The organism is Mycobacterium sp. NGS22, from assembly GCF_059813095.1.
In genome coordinates this window covers 146,001-162,671 of record NZ_JCALDY010000010.1, presented here as the reverse complement: position 1 = coordinate 162,671, position 16,671 = coordinate 146,001, and the positions used below count along the sequence as shown (strand labels likewise).

The 16,671-nt window shown below is 66.9% G+C and carries 14 protein-coding genes and 1 tRNA gene; 9 read left to right on the top strand and 6 right to left on the bottom strand.

The window, feature by feature from the left end; genetic code table 11:
• Positions 1-156: 156 nt before the first annotated feature.
• The gene (polA, locus tag AC5Y47_RS12035; protein ID WP_499944209.1) at positions 157-2,874 is read right to left on the bottom strand and encodes a DNA polymerase I; all 2,718 of its coding nucleotides are present in this window, start codon (positions 2,872-2,874) and stop codon (positions 157-159) included.
• Positions 2,875-2,925: 51 nt separating this feature from the next.
• Here polA and AC5Y47_RS12030 point away from each other — a divergent pair, with 51 nt between their 5' ends.
• The gene (locus AC5Y47_RS12030; RefSeq protein WP_499944208.1) at positions 2,926-3,420 is read left to right on the top strand and encodes a Zn-ribbon domain-containing OB-fold protein; all 495 of its coding nucleotides are present in this window, start codon (positions 2,926-2,928) and stop codon (positions 3,418-3,420) included.
• The gene (locus tag AC5Y47_RS12025) at positions 3,417-4,628 is read left to right on the top strand and encodes a lipid-transfer protein (protein WP_499944207.1); all 1,212 of its coding nucleotides are present in this window, start codon (positions 3,417-3,419) and stop codon (positions 4,626-4,628) included. Before AC5Y47_RS12030 ends, AC5Y47_RS12025 begins: the two co-directional genes overlap by 4 nt.
• A gap of 90 nt (positions 4,629-4,718) precedes the next feature.
• On the opposite strand, the gene AC5Y47_RS12020 is transcribed toward AC5Y47_RS12025, so the two are convergent.
• A complete protein-coding gene (locus tag AC5Y47_RS12020; RefSeq protein ID WP_499944206.1) occupies positions 4,719-5,336 on the bottom strand; it encodes an ANTAR domain-containing response regulator in 618 nt (205 codons plus the stop codon).
• 82 nt (positions 5,337-5,418) lie between these two features.
• Between AC5Y47_RS12020 and AC5Y47_RS12015 the strand changes: the two genes are divergently transcribed.
• The 7 genes from AC5Y47_RS12015 to cydC all read left to right on the top strand — a co-directional run bounded on the left by AC5Y47_RS12015 (position 5,419) and on the right by cydC (position 13,444).
• Positions 5,419-5,495, top strand: a tRNA-Leu gene (locus AC5Y47_RS12015).
• A gap of 99 nt (positions 5,496-5,594) precedes the next feature.
• Positions 5,595-6,926, top strand: a complete 1,332-nt coding sequence (locus AC5Y47_RS12010) for an adenylate/guanylate cyclase domain-containing protein (protein ID WP_499944205.1) — start codon at positions 5,595-5,597, stop codon at positions 6,924-6,926.
• A gap of 51 nt (positions 6,927-6,977) precedes the next feature.
• On the top strand, positions 6,978-7,562 hold the full coding sequence (locus AC5Y47_RS12005; protein WP_499944204.1) for an HdeD family acid-resistance protein: 585 nt from the start codon (positions 6,978-6,980) through the stop codon (positions 7,560-7,562).
• Between the two features lie 86 nt (positions 7,563-7,648).
• On the top strand, positions 7,649-9,106 hold the full coding sequence (locus tag AC5Y47_RS12000) for a cytochrome ubiquinol oxidase subunit I (protein WP_499944203.1): 1,458 nt from the start codon (positions 7,649-7,651) through the stop codon (positions 9,104-9,106).
• A 9-nt stretch (positions 9,107-9,115) separates the two neighbouring features.
• The gene (cydB, locus tag AC5Y47_RS11995) at positions 9,116-10,156 is read left to right on the top strand and encodes a cytochrome d ubiquinol oxidase subunit II (protein ID WP_499944202.1); all 1,041 of its coding nucleotides are present in this window, start codon (positions 9,116-9,118) and stop codon (positions 10,154-10,156) included.
• Positions 10,157-10,212: 56 nt separating this feature from the next.
• The gene (cydD, locus tag AC5Y47_RS11990) at positions 10,213-11,826 is read left to right on the top strand and encodes a thiol reductant ABC exporter subunit CydD (protein WP_499944253.1); all 1,614 of its coding nucleotides are present in this window, start codon (positions 10,213-10,215) and stop codon (positions 11,824-11,826) included.
• Positions 11,813-13,444, top strand: coding sequence for a thiol reductant ABC exporter subunit CydC (gene cydC, locus AC5Y47_RS11985; RefSeq protein ID WP_499944201.1), 1,632 nt, complete (start codon positions 11,813-11,815; stop codon positions 13,442-13,444). Before cydD ends, cydC begins: the two co-directional genes overlap by 14 nt.
• Here the strand turns inward: cydC and AC5Y47_RS11980 are convergent.
• The 4 genes from AC5Y47_RS11980 to AC5Y47_RS11965 form a co-directional block, all read right to left on the bottom strand.
• Positions 13,430-14,299, bottom strand: a complete 870-nt coding sequence (locus AC5Y47_RS11980) for an acyl-CoA thioesterase II (protein ID WP_499944200.1) — start codon at positions 14,297-14,299, stop codon at positions 13,430-13,432. The two genes, cydC and AC5Y47_RS11980, sit on opposite strands and share 15 nt — an antisense overlap.
• Positions 14,300-15,718: a pyruvate kinase gene (gene pyk, locus AC5Y47_RS11975; RefSeq protein ID WP_499944199.1), complete on the bottom strand. Its 1,419-nt coding sequence runs from the start codon at positions 15,716-15,718 to the stop codon at positions 14,300-14,302. It lies immediately after the preceding gene.
• A 117-nt stretch (positions 15,719-15,835) separates the two neighbouring features.
• The gene (locus AC5Y47_RS11970) at positions 15,836-16,270 is read right to left on the bottom strand and encodes a DUF2752 domain-containing protein (protein ID WP_499944198.1); all 435 of its coding nucleotides are present in this window, start codon (positions 16,268-16,270) and stop codon (positions 15,836-15,838) included.
• A complete protein-coding gene (locus AC5Y47_RS11965) occupies positions 16,260-16,667 on the bottom strand; it encodes an NINE protein (RefSeq protein ID WP_499944197.1) in 408 nt (135 codons plus the stop codon). Before AC5Y47_RS11965 ends, AC5Y47_RS11970 begins: the two co-directional genes overlap by 11 nt.
• Between the last annotated feature and the right edge of the window lie 4 nt (positions 16,668-16,671).

Here is a 16,671-nt window from a genome sequence, read left to right as displayed (position 1 = left end):
GACGTGGGACTTGAGTTATTTGTGTGACCCGCGATCGAGCACAACGGATACCCGTCGAGGCTACTCGACGGCGTGCATCCTGGACAAACGGGGTCTGATCGCGAAGCAGCATGACGTCGCCGGCACTTGCGAGGCCGGGTCCGACCTGCGCCGAACCTAGTGCGCCGCCGCGTCCCAGCTGCGGCCGTAGCCGACCGACACCTCGAGCGGCACGTCCAGCGGGTAAGCCCCGCCCATCTTGTCCCGCACCAGCGTCTCCAACTGGTCCCGTTCCCCCGGCGCGATCTCGAGCAACAACTCGTCGTGCACCTGCAGCAGCATCCGTGACGCCAGCCCGGCTTCCCTGATCGCCTTGTCCACCTCGATCATCGCCACCTTGATGATGTCGGCGGCGCTGCCCTGGATCGGCGCGTTGAGCGCGGCACGTTCGGCGGCTTCGCGGACCTGGCGGTTACTGCTGTCCAGCTCGGGCAGATACCGCCGGCGGCCCAGCACAGTGGAGGTATAGCCGTCCTTGCGGGCCTGGTCGACGACGGCCAGCAGGTAATCGCGCACCCCGCCGAACCGGGCGAAGTACTGGTCCATCTGCTCTTTGGCCTCTTCGGTGGAGATCTTGAGTTGGGTGGACAACCCGTAGGCACTCAACCCGTAGGCCAGCCCGTACGACATCGCCTTGACCCGTCGCCGCAGCTCGCCAGTCACCTCGTCGATGGGCACGCCGAACGCGCGGGAGGCGACGAACGAGTGCAGGTCTTCGCCGGTGTTGAACGCTTCGATCAACCCGTCGTCCCGCGACAGATGCGCCATGATCCGCATCTCGATCTGGCTGTAGTCCGCGGTCATCAGCTCGGCATAGCCCGACCCGACGATGAAGGCGTCGCGGATCTGGCGGCCGGCGTCGGTGCGGATCGGGATGTTCTGCAGGTTCGGTTCGGTGGACGAGAGCCGTCCGGTCGCGGCGATCGTCTGATTGAACGTGGTGTGAATCCGGCCGTCGCCGGCCACCGAGTTGAGTAGCCCGTCGACGGTGACCTTGAGCCGGGTGACGTCGCGATGGGTCAGCAGATGCTGCAGGAACGGGTGCCCGGTCTTGTCGAACAGGGACTGCAGGGCGTCCGCGTCGGTGGTGTAGCCGGTCTTGGTCCGTTTGGTCTTGGGCATGCCCAGTTCGTCGAACAACACCACCTGCAGCTGCTTGGGCGAGCCCAGGTTGATCTGCTTGCCGATCACGGCGTAGGCGAGTTCGGCGGCGTCGCGGATCTGGTCGCCGAACTGGCTCTGCAGTTCGGTCAGCATGCCCAGGTCGACGGCGATGCCGACGTTCTCCATTCCGGCCAGCACCTGCTGCACCGGCAACTCCATCTCACCGAGCAGCGCGGTGGAGTCGATGCGGGCCAGCTCGGCGTCCAGGGCGTCGGCCAGGTCGACGACGGCGCGGGCCCGCAGGATCGCCGTCTGCGCGGCCTGTCCGTCCGCGCCGTCGTCGTCATCCAGCAGCGAAAGCTGTTGCTGCTCAGCGGTTTCCGCACGGAGTTCACGCCGCAGGTAGCGCAGCGAGAGGTCATCGAGGGTGAAGCTGCGCTGCCCGGGCCGCACCAGATAGGCGGCCAGCGCGGTATCGGAAGTGACGCCGTTCAGCGTCCAGCCGCGACCTACCAAGTCGTGAATGGCGAGCTTCGCCTCGTGCAGCGCCTTGGGCTGGTCGGCATCGGCCAACCAGGTCGCCAGCGCGGCGTCGTCCTCGGCGGTCAGGGTGGCGGTGTCGACGTAGGCGCCGTCCCCGTCGGCGGCCGCGACGGCCAGGGCGGTCGCGTCACCGCCATGCGGCAGGTGGGTGCCCACCACCGCCAGGCCGGACCGGCGGCCGTCGTTGGCGTGCTCGGCCAGCCACTGCGCGACCGTGCCCGGCTGCAAAGCTCCGCCGCGCACGTCGAAACCCTCGTCGACCTCGGGTTCGACGGCGGCCAGCGTGTCGAACAACCGGTCGCGCAGCACGCGGAACTCGAGGTCGTCGAAAAGCCGGTGGATCTGGTCGCGATCCCAGGGCTGTAGCCGCAGCGTATCCGGGGTCTGCGCCAGCGGCACGTCCCTGACCAGTTCGGTCAGGTCCCGATTGAGCACGACGTTGGCCACGTGCGCGCGCAGTGCGTCGCCGACCTTGCCGCGCACCGATTCGACGTTGTCGACCAGCGACTGCAGCGAGCCGTATTCGATGATCCACTTCGACGCGGTCTTCTCCCCCACGCCGGGGATGCCGGGCAGGTTGTCGCTGGGGTCGCCCCGCAGTGCGGCGAAGTCCGGGTATTGCTTGGGCGTCAGGCCGTATTTCTCGACGACGGCATCGGGGGTGAACCGGGTCAGTTCGCTGACGCCTTTGCGCGGGTAAAGGACCGTGACGTCGTCGCTGACCAGCTGCAACGAGTCCCGGTCCCCGGTGACCACCAGCACCCGGTAGCCCTCGTGTTCGGCTTGGATGGCCAGCGTGGCGATGATGTCGTCGGCCTCGAACCCGGCCTCGGCGAGCACGGTGATACCAAGGGCGCCAAGCACTTCCTTGGTGATGTCGATCTGACCGTGGAACTCGTCGGGCGTCGAGGACCGGTTGGCCTTGTATTCGGGGTAGCGCTCCGAGCGGAAGGTCTGCCGGGACACGTCGAACGCCGCCGCAATATGGGTGGGCGCTTCGTCGCGCAGCAGGTTGATCAGCATGGCGGTGAAGCCGTAGACGGCGTTGGTGGTCAGTCCGCCGCGGGTCTTGAAGTTCTCCGCCGGCAGCGCGTAGAAGGCCCGGAACGCCAACGAGTTGCCGTCCAACAGCATCAAGGTGGGCTTGGGTTGTTCCTCGGTCGCAGGCACGGGTTTCACTCTATTCATCGGGTCCGACGCGCCTGGCGCTCCCAAACAAGCGCTTGGTAGTCTTGCCGGGTGCCCGAGGTCACTAGCCAAGAACCGGCGATCGACGGATGGTTCGCCACCGACGATGCCGACGCCCCGCATCTGACCGGCAGTAAGTGCCCCGCGTGCGGCACTTACGTCTTCCCGCCGCGGGAGAACAACTGCCCGAACCCGGCCTGCGACAGCGACACCTTGGAGTCCGTCGCGTTGTCGCGGCGCGGGAAGTTGTGGAGCTACACGGAGAATCGGTACCCGCCGCCCAAGCCCTACCCGGCCGCCGAACCGTTCGAGCCGTTCGCGATCGCCGCGGTCGAGCTGGTCGACGAGGGGCTGATCGTGCTGGGCAAGGTCGTGGAAGGCACCCTGGCCGCCGACTTGAGGGTCGGCATGGAGATGGAACTGGCCGTCATGACGCTGTTCACCGACGCCGACGGCGTCGAGCGGACCGTGCACGCGTGGAAGCGCGCCGGCGACGATAGACAGGGCAGTGCGATCGGAGACAGCGGCGAGGAGCGGCGCAAATGACGAAGGTCATGACTCCGGAACCGCTCTACATCCTGGGCGCCGGCATGCACCCGTGGGGCAAGTGGGGGCGCGACTTCACCGAATACGGCGTCGTCGCCGCCCGTGCGGCACTGGCCGAAGCGGGACTGGACTGGCGACAGATTCAGCTGGTGGCCGGGGCCGACACGATCCGGAACGGCTATCCGGGCTTCATTGCCGGGTCGACGTTCGCGCAGAAACTGGGTTGGAACGGCGTGCCGGTGAGCTCGAGCTACGCCGCGTGCGCCAGTGGCTCGCAGGCGCTGCAGAGCGCCCGCGCCCACATTCTGGCAGGGTTCTGCGATGTCGCGCTGGTCATCGGTGCCGACACCACCCCGAAGGGAGCCTTCGCGCCGGTCGGCGGGGAACGCAAGAACGATCCCGACTGGCAGCGCTTCCACCTGATCGGCGCGATGAACCCGGTGTATTTCGCGCTGCTGGCGCGCCGCCGGATGGACCTCTACGGCGCGACATCGGAGGACTTCGCCCAGGTCAAGGTGAAGAACTCTCAGCACGGTCTGCAGAACCCGAATGCCCGTTACCGCAAGGAGTCCTCGGTGGAGGACGTGCTGGCCAGCCCGGTGGTCAGCGACCCGCTGCGGCAACTCGACATCTGCGCCACCTCCGACGGCGCGGCCGCGCTGATCGTGGCGAGCGCGGAGTTCACCCGCAAGCATCTCGGCTCGTTGGACGGTGTGCCGTCGGTGCGTGCGGTGAGCACGGTGACGCCGCAGTACCCGCAGCATCTACCCGAACTTCCCGATATCGCAACGGATTCCACCGCGGTGGTGGCCGCACCCGAGCGGGTGTTCAAGGACCAGATCCTCGACGCGGCCTACGCCGAGGCCGGCATCGGACCCGAAGACGTGAGCATGGCCGAGGTCTACGACCTGTCCACTGCGCTCGAACTCGACTGGTACGAGCACCTGGGGTTGTGCCCGAAGGGCGAGGCCGAGGGGCTGTTGCGTTCCGGCGCAACCGCTTTGGGTGGTCGCGTGCCGGTCAATCCGTCGGGCGGGCTGGCGTGCTTCGGTGAGGCGATTCCGGCGCAGGCGATCGCGCAGGTCTGCGAGCTGACCTGGCAGCTGCGTGGTCAGGCGACCGGCCGGCAGGTGGAAGGTGCGCGGGTCGGCGTCACTGCCAACCAGGGGCTGTTCGGGCACGGGTCGTCGGTGATCGTCGCGCGCTGATCTCTTGTGTCGGCTTTTGGGCGCGAGCGGCCTCAAAATGCCAGTTTTTCGGCCTTTCGGCGTACTCTTGAGCGCGCTCGCGGGAGCAGGTCAGGCGTCCTTGGGCGTATCGAGGGTTTCCAGCACCACTTCGGCGACACGTTTCATCGATGTCCGCCGGTCCATCGCGGCGCGCTGAATCCACTTGAACGCTTCCGGCTCGGTCATACCCTGCTTGACCTGCAGCAACCCTTTGGCACGTTCGATCAGCTTGCGGGTCTCCAACCGGTCCGACAGTGTGGCCACTTCTCGTTCCAGCGCGGTGAGTTCGCTGAACCGGCTCATCGCCAATTCGATCGCCGGGATCAGGTCGCTGGCGGTGAACGGCTTCACCAGGTACGCCATCGCGCCGGCATCGCGGGCGCGTTCGACCAGGTCGCGCTGACTGAAAGCGGTCAGTATCACGATCGGCGCGATGCGTTTACTGGCGATCTCAGAAGCCGCGTCGATCCCGTCGCGACGCGGCATCTTCACATCCATGATCACCAGGTCGGGTTTGTGCTCTTCGGCCAACTCGACGGCCTCCTGACCGTCGCCGGCCTCCCCGACGATGTCGTACCCCTCCTCTCGCAGCATCTCTGCCAGGTCCATGCGGATCAGGGCTTCGTCTTCTGCGATCAGGACCCGGCGCGTGGAAGCGGCGGCGGCATCGGTGGTGGGGCCGGTCATGACGGATATTGTGTCGTGACGGCTGTGATCCTTCATCCGGGGGGTTCCTCTAAGGTAGGTAGCCGGATCGCAGCAGAGCCCAGCCCTCGTATCCCAACTGGCAGAGGAAACGGATTCAAAACCCGTACAGTGTGAGTTCGAATCTCACCGAGGGCACCATCCGCGGAATACGCACCACGACGCCGACGTTGCGCACCTCAGGTATGCCCACGCGCCAAGATCGCTCATTCACCGAGGTCAACAGTTAGGCTCTAACCCGTGACCGCTAAGAAATGCGGTGCCCGGAAAGCAGGCAAGACCGGTTCGGCACGCCGACCGGACTGCGTTGCCGCCGTCCGCACACAGACACGCGACATTCGGCAGCACTATGCGGACCAGGCCGCGCGCCGCGCTCGGATCCTGAACATTGCTTCTTATCTCTCCGTGGTGGTCAGCGCGAGCTTCGTGGCGGTCCAACTATTTGTCGGCTCCTGGCTGTGGCAGGTCATGTGGGTCAACATCGCGGCGGCGATGGTCTTCGGATTCATCCCGATGCTGCATCGCTTCGGCGAACTGGTGGCACCGCTGGCGTTCATCGGAGCGGCCTACGTGACGGTCCTTGCCAGCTGCTGGGAAGTCGGCACCGACTCGGGTGCGCAGCTCTTCTTCATCGTCGGTGCCTGCCTGGTGGTGCTGCTGCTCGGCTCCGAACACATCGTGCTGGCCAGCTTCCTGGCCGCAATCGCCGCGGGATTGGTGATCCTGTCCGAGTTCGCGATCCCGCGTGACACCGGGTTGCAACCCCCATGGGCACAGGCGACGGGCTTCGTGATCACCACCGTCTCCGCCTGCGTCATGGTGGTCGTCACGGTGTGGTTCGCCTTGCGCGACACCGTGCGCGCCGAATCCGCCATGGAGGAGCAGTACGAGCGATCCGAGGCACTGCTGGCCAACATGTTGCCGGCCAGCATCGCCGAACGGCTCAAGGAACCCGAGCGCCGCGTCATCGCCGACAAGTACGACGAGGCCTCGGTCCTCTTCGCCGACATCGTCGGCTTCACCGAGCGGGCGAGCAGCACCGCGCCGGCCGACCTCGTGCGATTCCTGGACCGCCTCTACAGCGCGTTCGACGCCCTGGTGGACAAGTACGAGCTGGAGAAGATCAAGGTCAGCGGCGATTCCTACATGGTGGTCAGCGGCGTTCCTCGCCCCCGCCCCGATCATGTCCACGCGCTGGCCGACTTCGCCTTGGACATGGCCGACGTTGCGGCCGCACTGAAGGATCCGCACGGCCGCGCAGTCCCGCTGCGGATCGGGCTGGCCACCGGCCCGGTCGTCGCCGGGGTCGTCGGTTCCCGCCGGTTCTTCTACGACGTGTGGGGCGACGCCGTCAACGTCGCCTCACGGATGGAATCCACCGACTCGGTCGGCCAGATCCAAGTCCCCGAGTCCGTCTACGAACGCCTGAAGGACGATTTCGTGCTGCGTGAACGCGGCTACATCGACGTCAAAGGCAAAGGCGTGATGCGCACCTGGTACCTGGTCGCGCGCAAGACGGTCGATGAGCAGGTGGATGTGCGCGCCGAAGACCCGCGCGCCGCGCACGTCTGACGGCCTCGACCCCTCTGTACCCGAACCGCCACATGCGCCACACTGGTGCCTATGGAAACAAGTCCCGCAACAAGCCCTGCACCCCTGTCTCCCCCGAGTTTGTTGCCGCATCTGTGGAAGTCCACGCTGATCTCGGGCATTCTGTCGCTCGTCCTGGGCGTCCTGGTTGCGGCCTATCCGCAAAAGAGCGTTCTTCTTGCCGCCATCGTCTTCGGTGCGTATTTGCTGGTCACCGGTGTGGCCCAGGTGATTTTCGCGTTCAGCCTGCATGTCTCGGCAGGCAGCCGGATCCTGCTGTTCATCAGCGGCGCCGCCGCTCTGATCCTCGCGGTGCTGGCGTTCCGGCACTTCGGCGACGCGGTGCTGCTACTGGCCATCTGGGTCGGTGTCGGGTTCATCTTCCGCGGTGTCGCTACCACTGTGTCGGCGATCAGCGATCCCCACTTGCCCGGTCGTGGCTGGTCGATCTTCATCGGCATCATCAGCCTGCTGGCCGGGATCGTGGTGATGGCGTCGCCGTTCGCCTCGATCGTCACGCTGGCCTACGTGGTCGGGATCTGGCTGATCGTGTTGGGCGTCTTCGAGATCATCTCGTCGTTCGGCATCCGCAAGGCCTCGAAGTCCCTCACAGGGTGACGATTCGCACAATAGCTCCACCCGACCCCGACTACTACACTCTGTCGTAGCTATTCGGTTGTCCCCGCAGCCTCGGGAGATCGCAGATGAATGTCGTCGACATATCGCGGTGGCAGTTCGGTATCACCACCGTCTACCACTTCATATTCGTGCCACTCACGATCGGGCTGGCGCCGTTGCTCGCCGTCATGCAGACGGCGTGGGTAGTCACCGACAATGTCGCCTGGTACCGGCTGACCAAGTTCTTCGGCAAGCTGTTCCTGATCAACTTCGCGATCGGGGTGGCCACCGGCATCGTGCAGGAATTCCAGTTCGGCATGAACTGGAGCGAGTACTCGCGCTTCGTCGGCGACGTATTCGGTGCGCCGCTGGCCATGGAGGGCCTGTTCGCCTTCTTCTTCGAATCCACCTTCATCGGGCTGTGGATCTTCGGCTGGAAACGGTTGCCGAAGCTGGTGCACCTGGCCTGCATCTGGATCGTGGCCATCGGGGTCAACGTGTCCGCGTTCTTCATCATCACCGCCAACTCCTTCATGCAGCATCCGGTGGGTGTGCACTACAACCCGCGCACCCACCGCGCCGAGCTGACCGACATCGGCGCGCTGCTCACCAACAACACCGGGCTGACCGCGTTCGGCCACACGGTGGCCGGTGCGTTTCTGACGGCGGGAACCTTCGTGGCGGCCGTGAGCGCGTGGTGGCTGGTCCGGTCGCAGACCCGCCCGGTCAACCCGGGTGTCCGGGAGATGTATCGCCCGGCGACGGTGCTGGGTTGCTGGGTCGTGCTGCTCGCCACCGTGGGCCTGTTCTTCAGCGGCGACTTCCAGGGCAAGCTGATGTTCCAGCAGCAGCCGATGAAGATGGCGTCAGCGGAATCGTTGTGCGACACCCAGACTGACCCGGACTTCTCCATCCTGACCGTCGGCAGGCAGAACAACTGCGACGCGCTGACCCGGGTCATCGAGGTGCCCTACGTGCTGCCGTTCCTGGCTGAGGGCAAGATCGAGGGCGTCAAGCTGCAGGGCGTGCGCGACATCCAGCAGAACTACCAGCAGCGGTTCGGTCCCAACGACTACCGCCCGAACCTGTTCGTCACCTACTGGTCGTTCCGCATGATGATCGGCTTGCTGGCGGTCCCGGTGCTGTTCGCGTTGGCGGCGCTCTGGCTGACCCGCGGCGGCCGGATCCCGAACCAACGCTGGTTCGCCTGGTTCGCGTTGCTCACCATTCCGACGCCGTTTCTGGCCAACAGCGCCGGCTGGGTGTTCACCGAGATGGGCCGCCAACCCTGGCTCGTCGCGCCGAATCCGACCGGTGACCAGGACGTCCATCTCACCGTCGCCGCCGGTGTCTCCGACCATGCTCCGGGCATGGTCGTCACCTCCCTGACGACCTTCACGCTGACCTACGCCGTCCTGGCGGTCGTCTGGTTCTGGCTGCTCAAGCGCTACATCACCGAGGGACCCCAGGAGCACGACGCCGAACCGGCCGCCCCGGACGCTGCCGAGGAAGACGACGTCAAGCCGCTGTCGTTCGCCTACTAGGAGCTGACGATGAATCTCCAAGAGTTGTGGTTCGGCCTGATCGCGACGCTGTTCCTCGGCTTCTTCGTGCTCGAGGGTTTCGACTTCGGCGTCGGCATGCTGATGGCGCCGTTCGCCCGGGTGGGCAAGGGTGACCGCGAGGCGCACCGACGCGCCGCGCTGAACACCATCGGGCCGGTCTGGGACGCGAACGAGGTATGGCTGATCACTGCCGGCGCGGCCATGTTTGCCGCCTTCCCGGGCTGGTACGCCACCGTGTTCTCCACCCTGTATCTGCCGCTGCTGGCCATCCTGTTCGGCATGATCGTGCGCGTCGTGGCCATCGAGTGGCGCGGCAAGGTCGACGACCCGAGGTGGCGGGGCTGGGCCGACTTCGCCATCGCCGCCGGTTCCTGGCTGCCCGCGGTCCTGTGGGGCACGGCCTTTGCGATCCTGGTGCGCGGACTTCCGGTGGACGCCGACGGCCGCATCGACTTGTCCGTCGGTGACGTGCTGAACCCGTACACGCTGCTCGGCGGCCTGGCCACCGCCGGATTGTTCATGTTCTACGGGTCGGTGTTCGTCTCGCTGAAGACCGCCGGTGACATCCGCGACGATGCCCTCCGGTTCGGCCGGTGGTTGGCCCTGCCGGTGACGATCGTGGTTGCGACGTTTGGTGTCTGGACTCAGCTGGCGCATGGCAAGGACTGGACGTGGGCGGCGTTGGGGGTGGCGGTGGTGGCTCAGCTGGCGGCGGTGCTGCTGGTGTGGTCGCGCGCGTCCGATGGCTGGGCGTTCGTCAGCACTCTGCTGGTGGTCGTGGGCGTCGTGGTGTTGCTGTTCGGTTCGCTCTACCCGAACCTGGTGCCGTCGACCCTAAACAGCCAGTGGAACGTCACCATCTACAACGCTTCGTCGACGGATTACACGCTCAAGATCATGACGTGGGTCACCGCGCTGATGACACCGTTGACGATCGTCTATCAGGCTTGGACGTATTGGGTTTTCCGGCAACGTATCTCGGTCGACCGGATACCGCCGTCGATCGGTCTGACGAGGCGCCCGTCCTGAGCGCGCGGAGCTCGCGAGGCCCGCTCGACCCGCGATTGTGGCGGGCGTCGACCGCGTTGCGCCGCTACCTGGCCGCCAGCGTGACCTGCGGCGTGGTGATCTCGGGCTGCGCCATCGGCTCGGCCGTCGTGCTGGCCGGCATCGTCGCGCGAGTGGCCACCGATCCCTCGGCGCGCCACCTTCGGCACTGGCTGGCGTCCCTGGCGATCCTGCTGGCGCTCTGGACTGTCCGCACGGTGGCGCACTGGCTGCAGGCTCGGCTGGGTCAACGCGGGGCCAGCGCGGTGATCGCCGACCTCAGCGGGCAGGTGCTGACCGCGGTGACGGCACGGCAACCCAATACCGTGTCAGCACAACGCGATTCGGCCGCCGTGGTGGTGACCCGCGGACTGGACGGTCTGCGGCCCTACTTCACCGGCTACTTGCCGACCCTGATTCTGGCCGCCATCCTGACCCCGGCGACCGTTGCGGTGATCGCGTCATACGACCTCAAATCCACGGTTGTCGTGCTGATCACGCTGCCGCTGATACCGGTCTTCATGGTGTTGATCGGATTGGCCACGGCCGAACGATCGGCCGCCGCGCTCGAAGCCATGACCACGTTGCAGGCGCAGCTGCTGGATCTGATCGCCGGCATCCCCACCCTGCGGGCGTTGGGCCGGGCCGCGGGACCCGAGCGGCGCATCACCGAACTCGGTGCGGCCCATCGACGTTCGACGATGGCCACGTTACGCATCGCCTTCCTGTCGGCTCTGGTCCTCGAGCTGCTGGCCACGCTGGGCGTCGCGCTCATCGCCGTCGGCATCGGACTCCGTCTGGTGTTCGGTGAGATGAGCTTGACGGTCGGTCTGACCGTGTTGCTGCTCGCACCCGACGTGTACTGGCCGCTGCGGCGTATCGGAGTGGAGTTTCACGCCGCGCAGGACGGTAGGGCCGCCGCCGACCGCGCGTTCGCGCTCATCGGTGAACCGGTGCCGTCGCGCAGCGACCGGCAGACCGTCAGCGCCGCTGGCGCAAGGATCCAGCTGGAAGACCTCAGTGTCGTGTCCCGGCACGGTCACGCACCGCAGCGCCTCACCGCCGTCATCGAGCCGGGCACGGTGACGGTGCTGACCGGTCCCAACGGCGCCGGAAAGAGCACCACGCTGCAGGTCATCGCCGGGCTGGTCGCGCCGTCGTCCGGTCGTGTCACCGTGGCCGGGGTCGACGTCACCGAACTGGCACCCGAGCAGTGGTGGACTCAGCTGTCCTGGTTGCCGCAGCGTCCGGTGCTGGTGCCCGGGACGGTGCGGGACAACCTGATGTTGCTCGGCGAAGTGGATGACCCGCAAAGCGCCTGTACCGCATCGGGATTCGACACCGTGCTGGAAGGGTTGCCCGACGGCTGGGACACCGTGCTGGGACGCGGCGGGGTTGGGCTGTCGCTCGGGCAGCGGCAACGGCTGGGCTTGGCCCGGGCGCTGGGATCGGGGGCCCCGGTGCTGTTGCTCGACGAACCCACCGCGCATCTGGACGAAGCCACCGAGGACCGGGTACTGCGAGCGATCGTCGCACGTGCCCGCGCGGGTGCGACCGTGGTGCTGGTCGGGCATCGCGAGCGAGTCGTCGCCGCCGGTGACCGCGTCGTCGAAGTGAGCGCCGGGAATGAGGCACGCTATGCGCCGGTCTGATCCCCTGCTCGCCGCGTCAGACCTGTTGCGGCCGCGACTATCCCGCATCCTGGCGGCCATCACGCTCGGGGTGCTGTCCTTGGGCAGTGCGCTGGCCCTGGCGGGGGTGTCGGCGTGGCTGATCACCCGCGCCTCGCAGATGCCGCCGGTGCTGGATCTGTCCGTCGCGGTGGTGGCGGTGCGGACGTTCGCGATCTCGCGGGGCGTGCTGCGCTACTGCGAACGTCTGGTCACCCACGACGCCGCGCTACGCGCCGCGACCACGGCGCGTGCCCGGATCTACCGACGGCTGGCCACCGGGCCCGCCGAGCAAGCGGTTCGGCTGCACAGCGGGGAACTGGTGGCCCGGGTCGGCGCCGACGTCGACACCTTGGCCGAGGTGTTGGTCCGTGCCGTGGTGCCGGCCGGGGTGGCGGCGGTGCTGTCGGTGGCCGCCGTCGCCGTCGTCGCGGTCATCTCGATCGCGGCAGCGGCGGTGCTGGCCGCCTGCCTCGTCGTCGCCGGGGTAATCGCGCCCTGGTTGGCGGGACGGGCCGCCGCCGGCCAGGAAGCCGTTGCCCGGCACCATCACTCGGAACGCGACACCGCGGCCATGCTCGCCCTGGAACACGCTGCCGAACTTCGGGTCGGGGGCGTACTGCCGCGATTCATCTCCGAAGCCCAACGGCGGCAACGGGCCTGGGGTGATGCGTTGGATGCGGCGGCGCGGCCCGCCGCTGTCGCCGAAGCCCTGCCGACCGCAGCCATCGGGTTCAGCGTGCTCGGCGCCGCCGTGGCCGGGATCAGCATGGCCCCCGCGGTCGCGCCGACCACCCTGGCCGTCCTGATGTTGTTGCCGCTGTCGGCATTCGAAGCCACCACCGCGCTTCCCGCCGCCGCGGTCCAGTTGACCCGGTCGCGGATCGCGGCCCGTCGCCTGCTGGATCTGGCGCCTGCCGAGGCCGCAGTGGACGCCACGGCGGCGCTGCCGCATCCGTCGGGTGGGTTGTCGGCCGAGGTGTGCTGCGGTCACGATGCCACGCAGTCGCACCGCACCGTGCTCGACCTGGCACCCGGTGGCCGGCTCGCGGTCACCGGAGCCAGCGGTTCCGGTAAGACCACGCTGCTGCTGACACTGGCCGGTCTGCTACCACCGGTACACGGGCACGTTTCCCTGGACGGAATCGACCCTCGGCAGCTCACCGAGAACGAACTGCGTTGTGCGATATGCTTTTTCGCCGAGGACGCGCACCTGTTCGCCACGACGGTCCGGGACAACCTGTTGGTCGCCCGCGGCGACTGCACGGACGAGGAATTGACGGCGGCATTGACGGCCGTGGGTTTGGGTGCCTGGCTGACCGATCTGCCCGACGGTCTTTCCACCGTGCTGACCGGTGGCGCGCAAGCGGTTTCGGCGGGCCAGCGCAGACGGCTGCTGCTGGCGCGGGCGGTGCTGTGCCCGGCCCGGATCCTGCTGCTCGACGAACCGACCGAGCACCTGGACAAGAACGACGCCGAGTCGATGCTGCGTGACCTGCTGGATCCGCAGTCTGGATTGCTGGGACCGGACCGGACCGTGGTTGTCGCGACCCACCACCTGTCCCGCGACATTCGTTGCGCCGCACTACCTCTCGGTTGAGCGGGGAAAGTACTTCAGTACACCTTCCTGCACGACGGTGGCGACGACCTGCCCGGAGCGGTCGAAGAAGTGCCCGGTACCCAGCCCGCGTGAATCGGCGGCCACCGGCGACAAACTCGAATACAGCAGCCAGTCGTTGTAATTGACCGGGCGGTGAAACCACACCGAATGGTTGGCCGACGCCGCAAAAATGCGGTCGAATCCCCACGACAATCCGTGCCGGGTGATCACCGAATCCAGCACGGTGGTGTCCGAGGAGTACAGCAGGGTCGCGGTGTGCAGGACCGGATCGTCGGGCAGCTCACCCTTGGCCTTGAGCCAGACCCGGTTGTAATCCAGCCGGTCGCCCTTGTCCCGCATCACCCAGGCGGGGTCGTTGGTGTAGCGCCATTCCACGGGTTGCAGCGCGTTGACGAACAGCGGGACGGTCTTTTCGTAGCCGCGCAGCTGCTCGGCCAGCGGCGGCACCGAGTCCGGCTCGGCGACCTGCGGGGGTTCGACGCCGTGTTCGAGCCCTGGACCGCCGGACATGTAGGACACCATCGCGCTGGACAGCAACACCCCCTCCTGCACCGCGTCGACACGCCGGTTGGCGAAGCGCCGCTCGTCGCGTAGCCGCACCACGTGGTACTCGATGTCCTTGGCGGTGTCACCACCATTGACGAAGTGCACCGACAGTGCGCTCGGGGGCAGGTCGTCACGGGTGAGTGTGCGGGTGCCGGCGACGAAGGACTGCGCCATCAGTAGTCCGCCGAAGGTCCGCATCGGGTTCTTGCTGGGATGCGAACCGACGAAGCGGTCGTCGTCGACCGAAACGAGATCCAGAACCCTCAGCAGTTCCTGAAAGTCAGACAACTACACGTCGTCCTCGCCGATCCGGTGCACGTGGATCAGGTTGGTCGAGCCCACGGTGCCGGGAGGCGCGCCGGCCACGATGACGACCAGGTCGCCGCGCTTGTAGCGGCCGAGTTCGAGCATCGACCGGTCCACTTCGCGGATCATGCCGTCGGTGGACTTCATGTGCGGGACGATGAACGTTTCGGTACCCCAGGTCATGGCGAGCTGACTGCGGACTTCCGGCAGGTCGGTGAAGGCCAGCAACGGCAGCGGCGTGTGTAGCCGGGCCAGTCGGCGCACGGTGTCCCCGGACTGGGTGAACGCGACCAGCGCTTTGGCATCCAACCGCTCCCCGATGTCACGGGCGGCGTAGGAGATGACGCCCCGTTTGGTGCGCGGGACGTGCGTCAGCGGCGGTGCGGCCGTCGAGTTCTGCTCGACCGCGCACACGATCCGCGACATCGTCTGGACCGCCTGCAACGGATGCTTGCCCACCGAGGTCTCCCCGGACAACATCAGCGCGTCCGCGCCGTCCAATACGGCGTTGGCGACATCGGACGCTTCGGCGCGGGTCGGGCGCGAGTTCTCGATCATCGAATCCAGCATCTGGGTCGCCACGATGACCGGCTTGGCGTTCTCCCGGGCCATCTGGATAGCCCGCTTCTGCACCAGCGGCACCTCTTCCAGCGGAAGTTCGACCCCCAGGTCGCCGCGGGCGACCATGACGGCGTCGAAGGCCAGCACGATCGCTTCCAGGTTGTCGATGGCCTCGGGTTTTTCCAGCTTGGCGATCACCGGCACCCGACGGCCGGCCCGGTCCATCACCTCGTGCACGAGCTCGACGTCGGAAGGCGACCGCACGAACGACAACGCGACCATGTCCACACCCAGCTTCAGCGCGAACGTCAGGTCCTCGATGTCCTTCTCGGACAGGGCTGGGGCGGAGACGTTCATGCCGGGCAGCGAGATGCCCTTGTTGTTGCTGACCGGTCCGCCCTCGACCACCTTGCAGACGACGTCGTCACCGTCGACGCTTTCCACCACCAGTCCGACTTTGCCGTCGTCGACCAGCACGCGGTCGCCGGGAGTGGCGTCCTGGGACAACCTCTTGTAGGTGGTGGACACCCGGTCGTGGCTACCTTCGCAGTCGGCGACGGTGATGCGCACGGTTTCACCGTCTGCCCATTCCGTGGGGCCGTCGGCGAAACGGCCCAGCCTGATTTTGGGCCCCTGCAGGTCGCACAGGATGCCGACCGCCCGGCCGGTGGCGTCCGAGGCGGCCCGGACCCGCTTGTAGGCCGCTTCGTGGTCGCTGTAATCGCCGTGGCTGAAGTTCATTCGGGCGACGTCCATACCGGCTTCGACAAGCTGTTTGACCAACTCGTCCTTTTGGGTGGCCGGCCCGAGAGTGCAGACGATCTTTCCGCGTCTAGTCACGACGACAAAGCATAGTCGTGCTCGTTGTCATCGGAGTGTCTGAAATGCGCGACGCGCCTGACGGGCCGGCGCGGAATCTGTCGATCTGACGGTCCGACCTGGGCAGATGTCGCCCCGTCAGCCGCTGAGAACGGTTGGCACCAAAGGAAAATTAGGCAGATTGCGCGCCACCGTCCACGCGGTAGCCGCGACGAGAACCGTTATTCCGGTCCGCACGGGCAGCCACGACTGGCGACGGTGGCGCCGCACCAGGATCCACAGCGCCAGCAGCGGCAGCCCGACCAGCAGGAAGAGGTTGTCGTCGATACTTGCCGCGAAGTGGCCGTGCAGCAGATCGTGGGTCATCCGCAAGCCCCCACAGGCCGGGCAGTTCCAGCCGGTGAGCAATCTGAACGGGCATTGCGGGTACACCGAGTCCGGGTTGTGCGGATCGGCAATGCCGACGTAGATCAGGGCACCAGCCAGGACGACGGCTGCTGCGACGCCGCCGTAGCGCGCGTAGCTCCGGTGGTGCTGGTCGCCAGAGGCCGCCGGTGGCGGACTAGGTTCCATCGCGTAGCGGGCGGCCCGACGGGTCGGTGACCTTGTCGGTGAGGATGAGCACCGCATCGATGACGCCCCAGATGACGGCGCCGACACCGAAGGTCACCCAGCCGACGATCAACTGCGCGATGCCGAGCCCGGTGTGCCCGGCGTAGATGCGACCGATGCCGACGATGCCGAACAGGCCCAGTAGTTGGAGCAGGCCCGCGATGATCTTGGACTTGTCCGAATACGGCTGCCCGGTGACGGGGTGCCGGCCGAATGGTGCCGACGGATCGTGCGGAACGCCGGGACCACCGTATTGCTGTGCTGGCGGATAGGGCGGCGGGTACTGCGGGGCAGAATAGTCCGATTCCCGTCGGGGGGAGGCGGGCTCTTCGGCAGCGGCCCAGGGCTGGTCAGTCACGGGT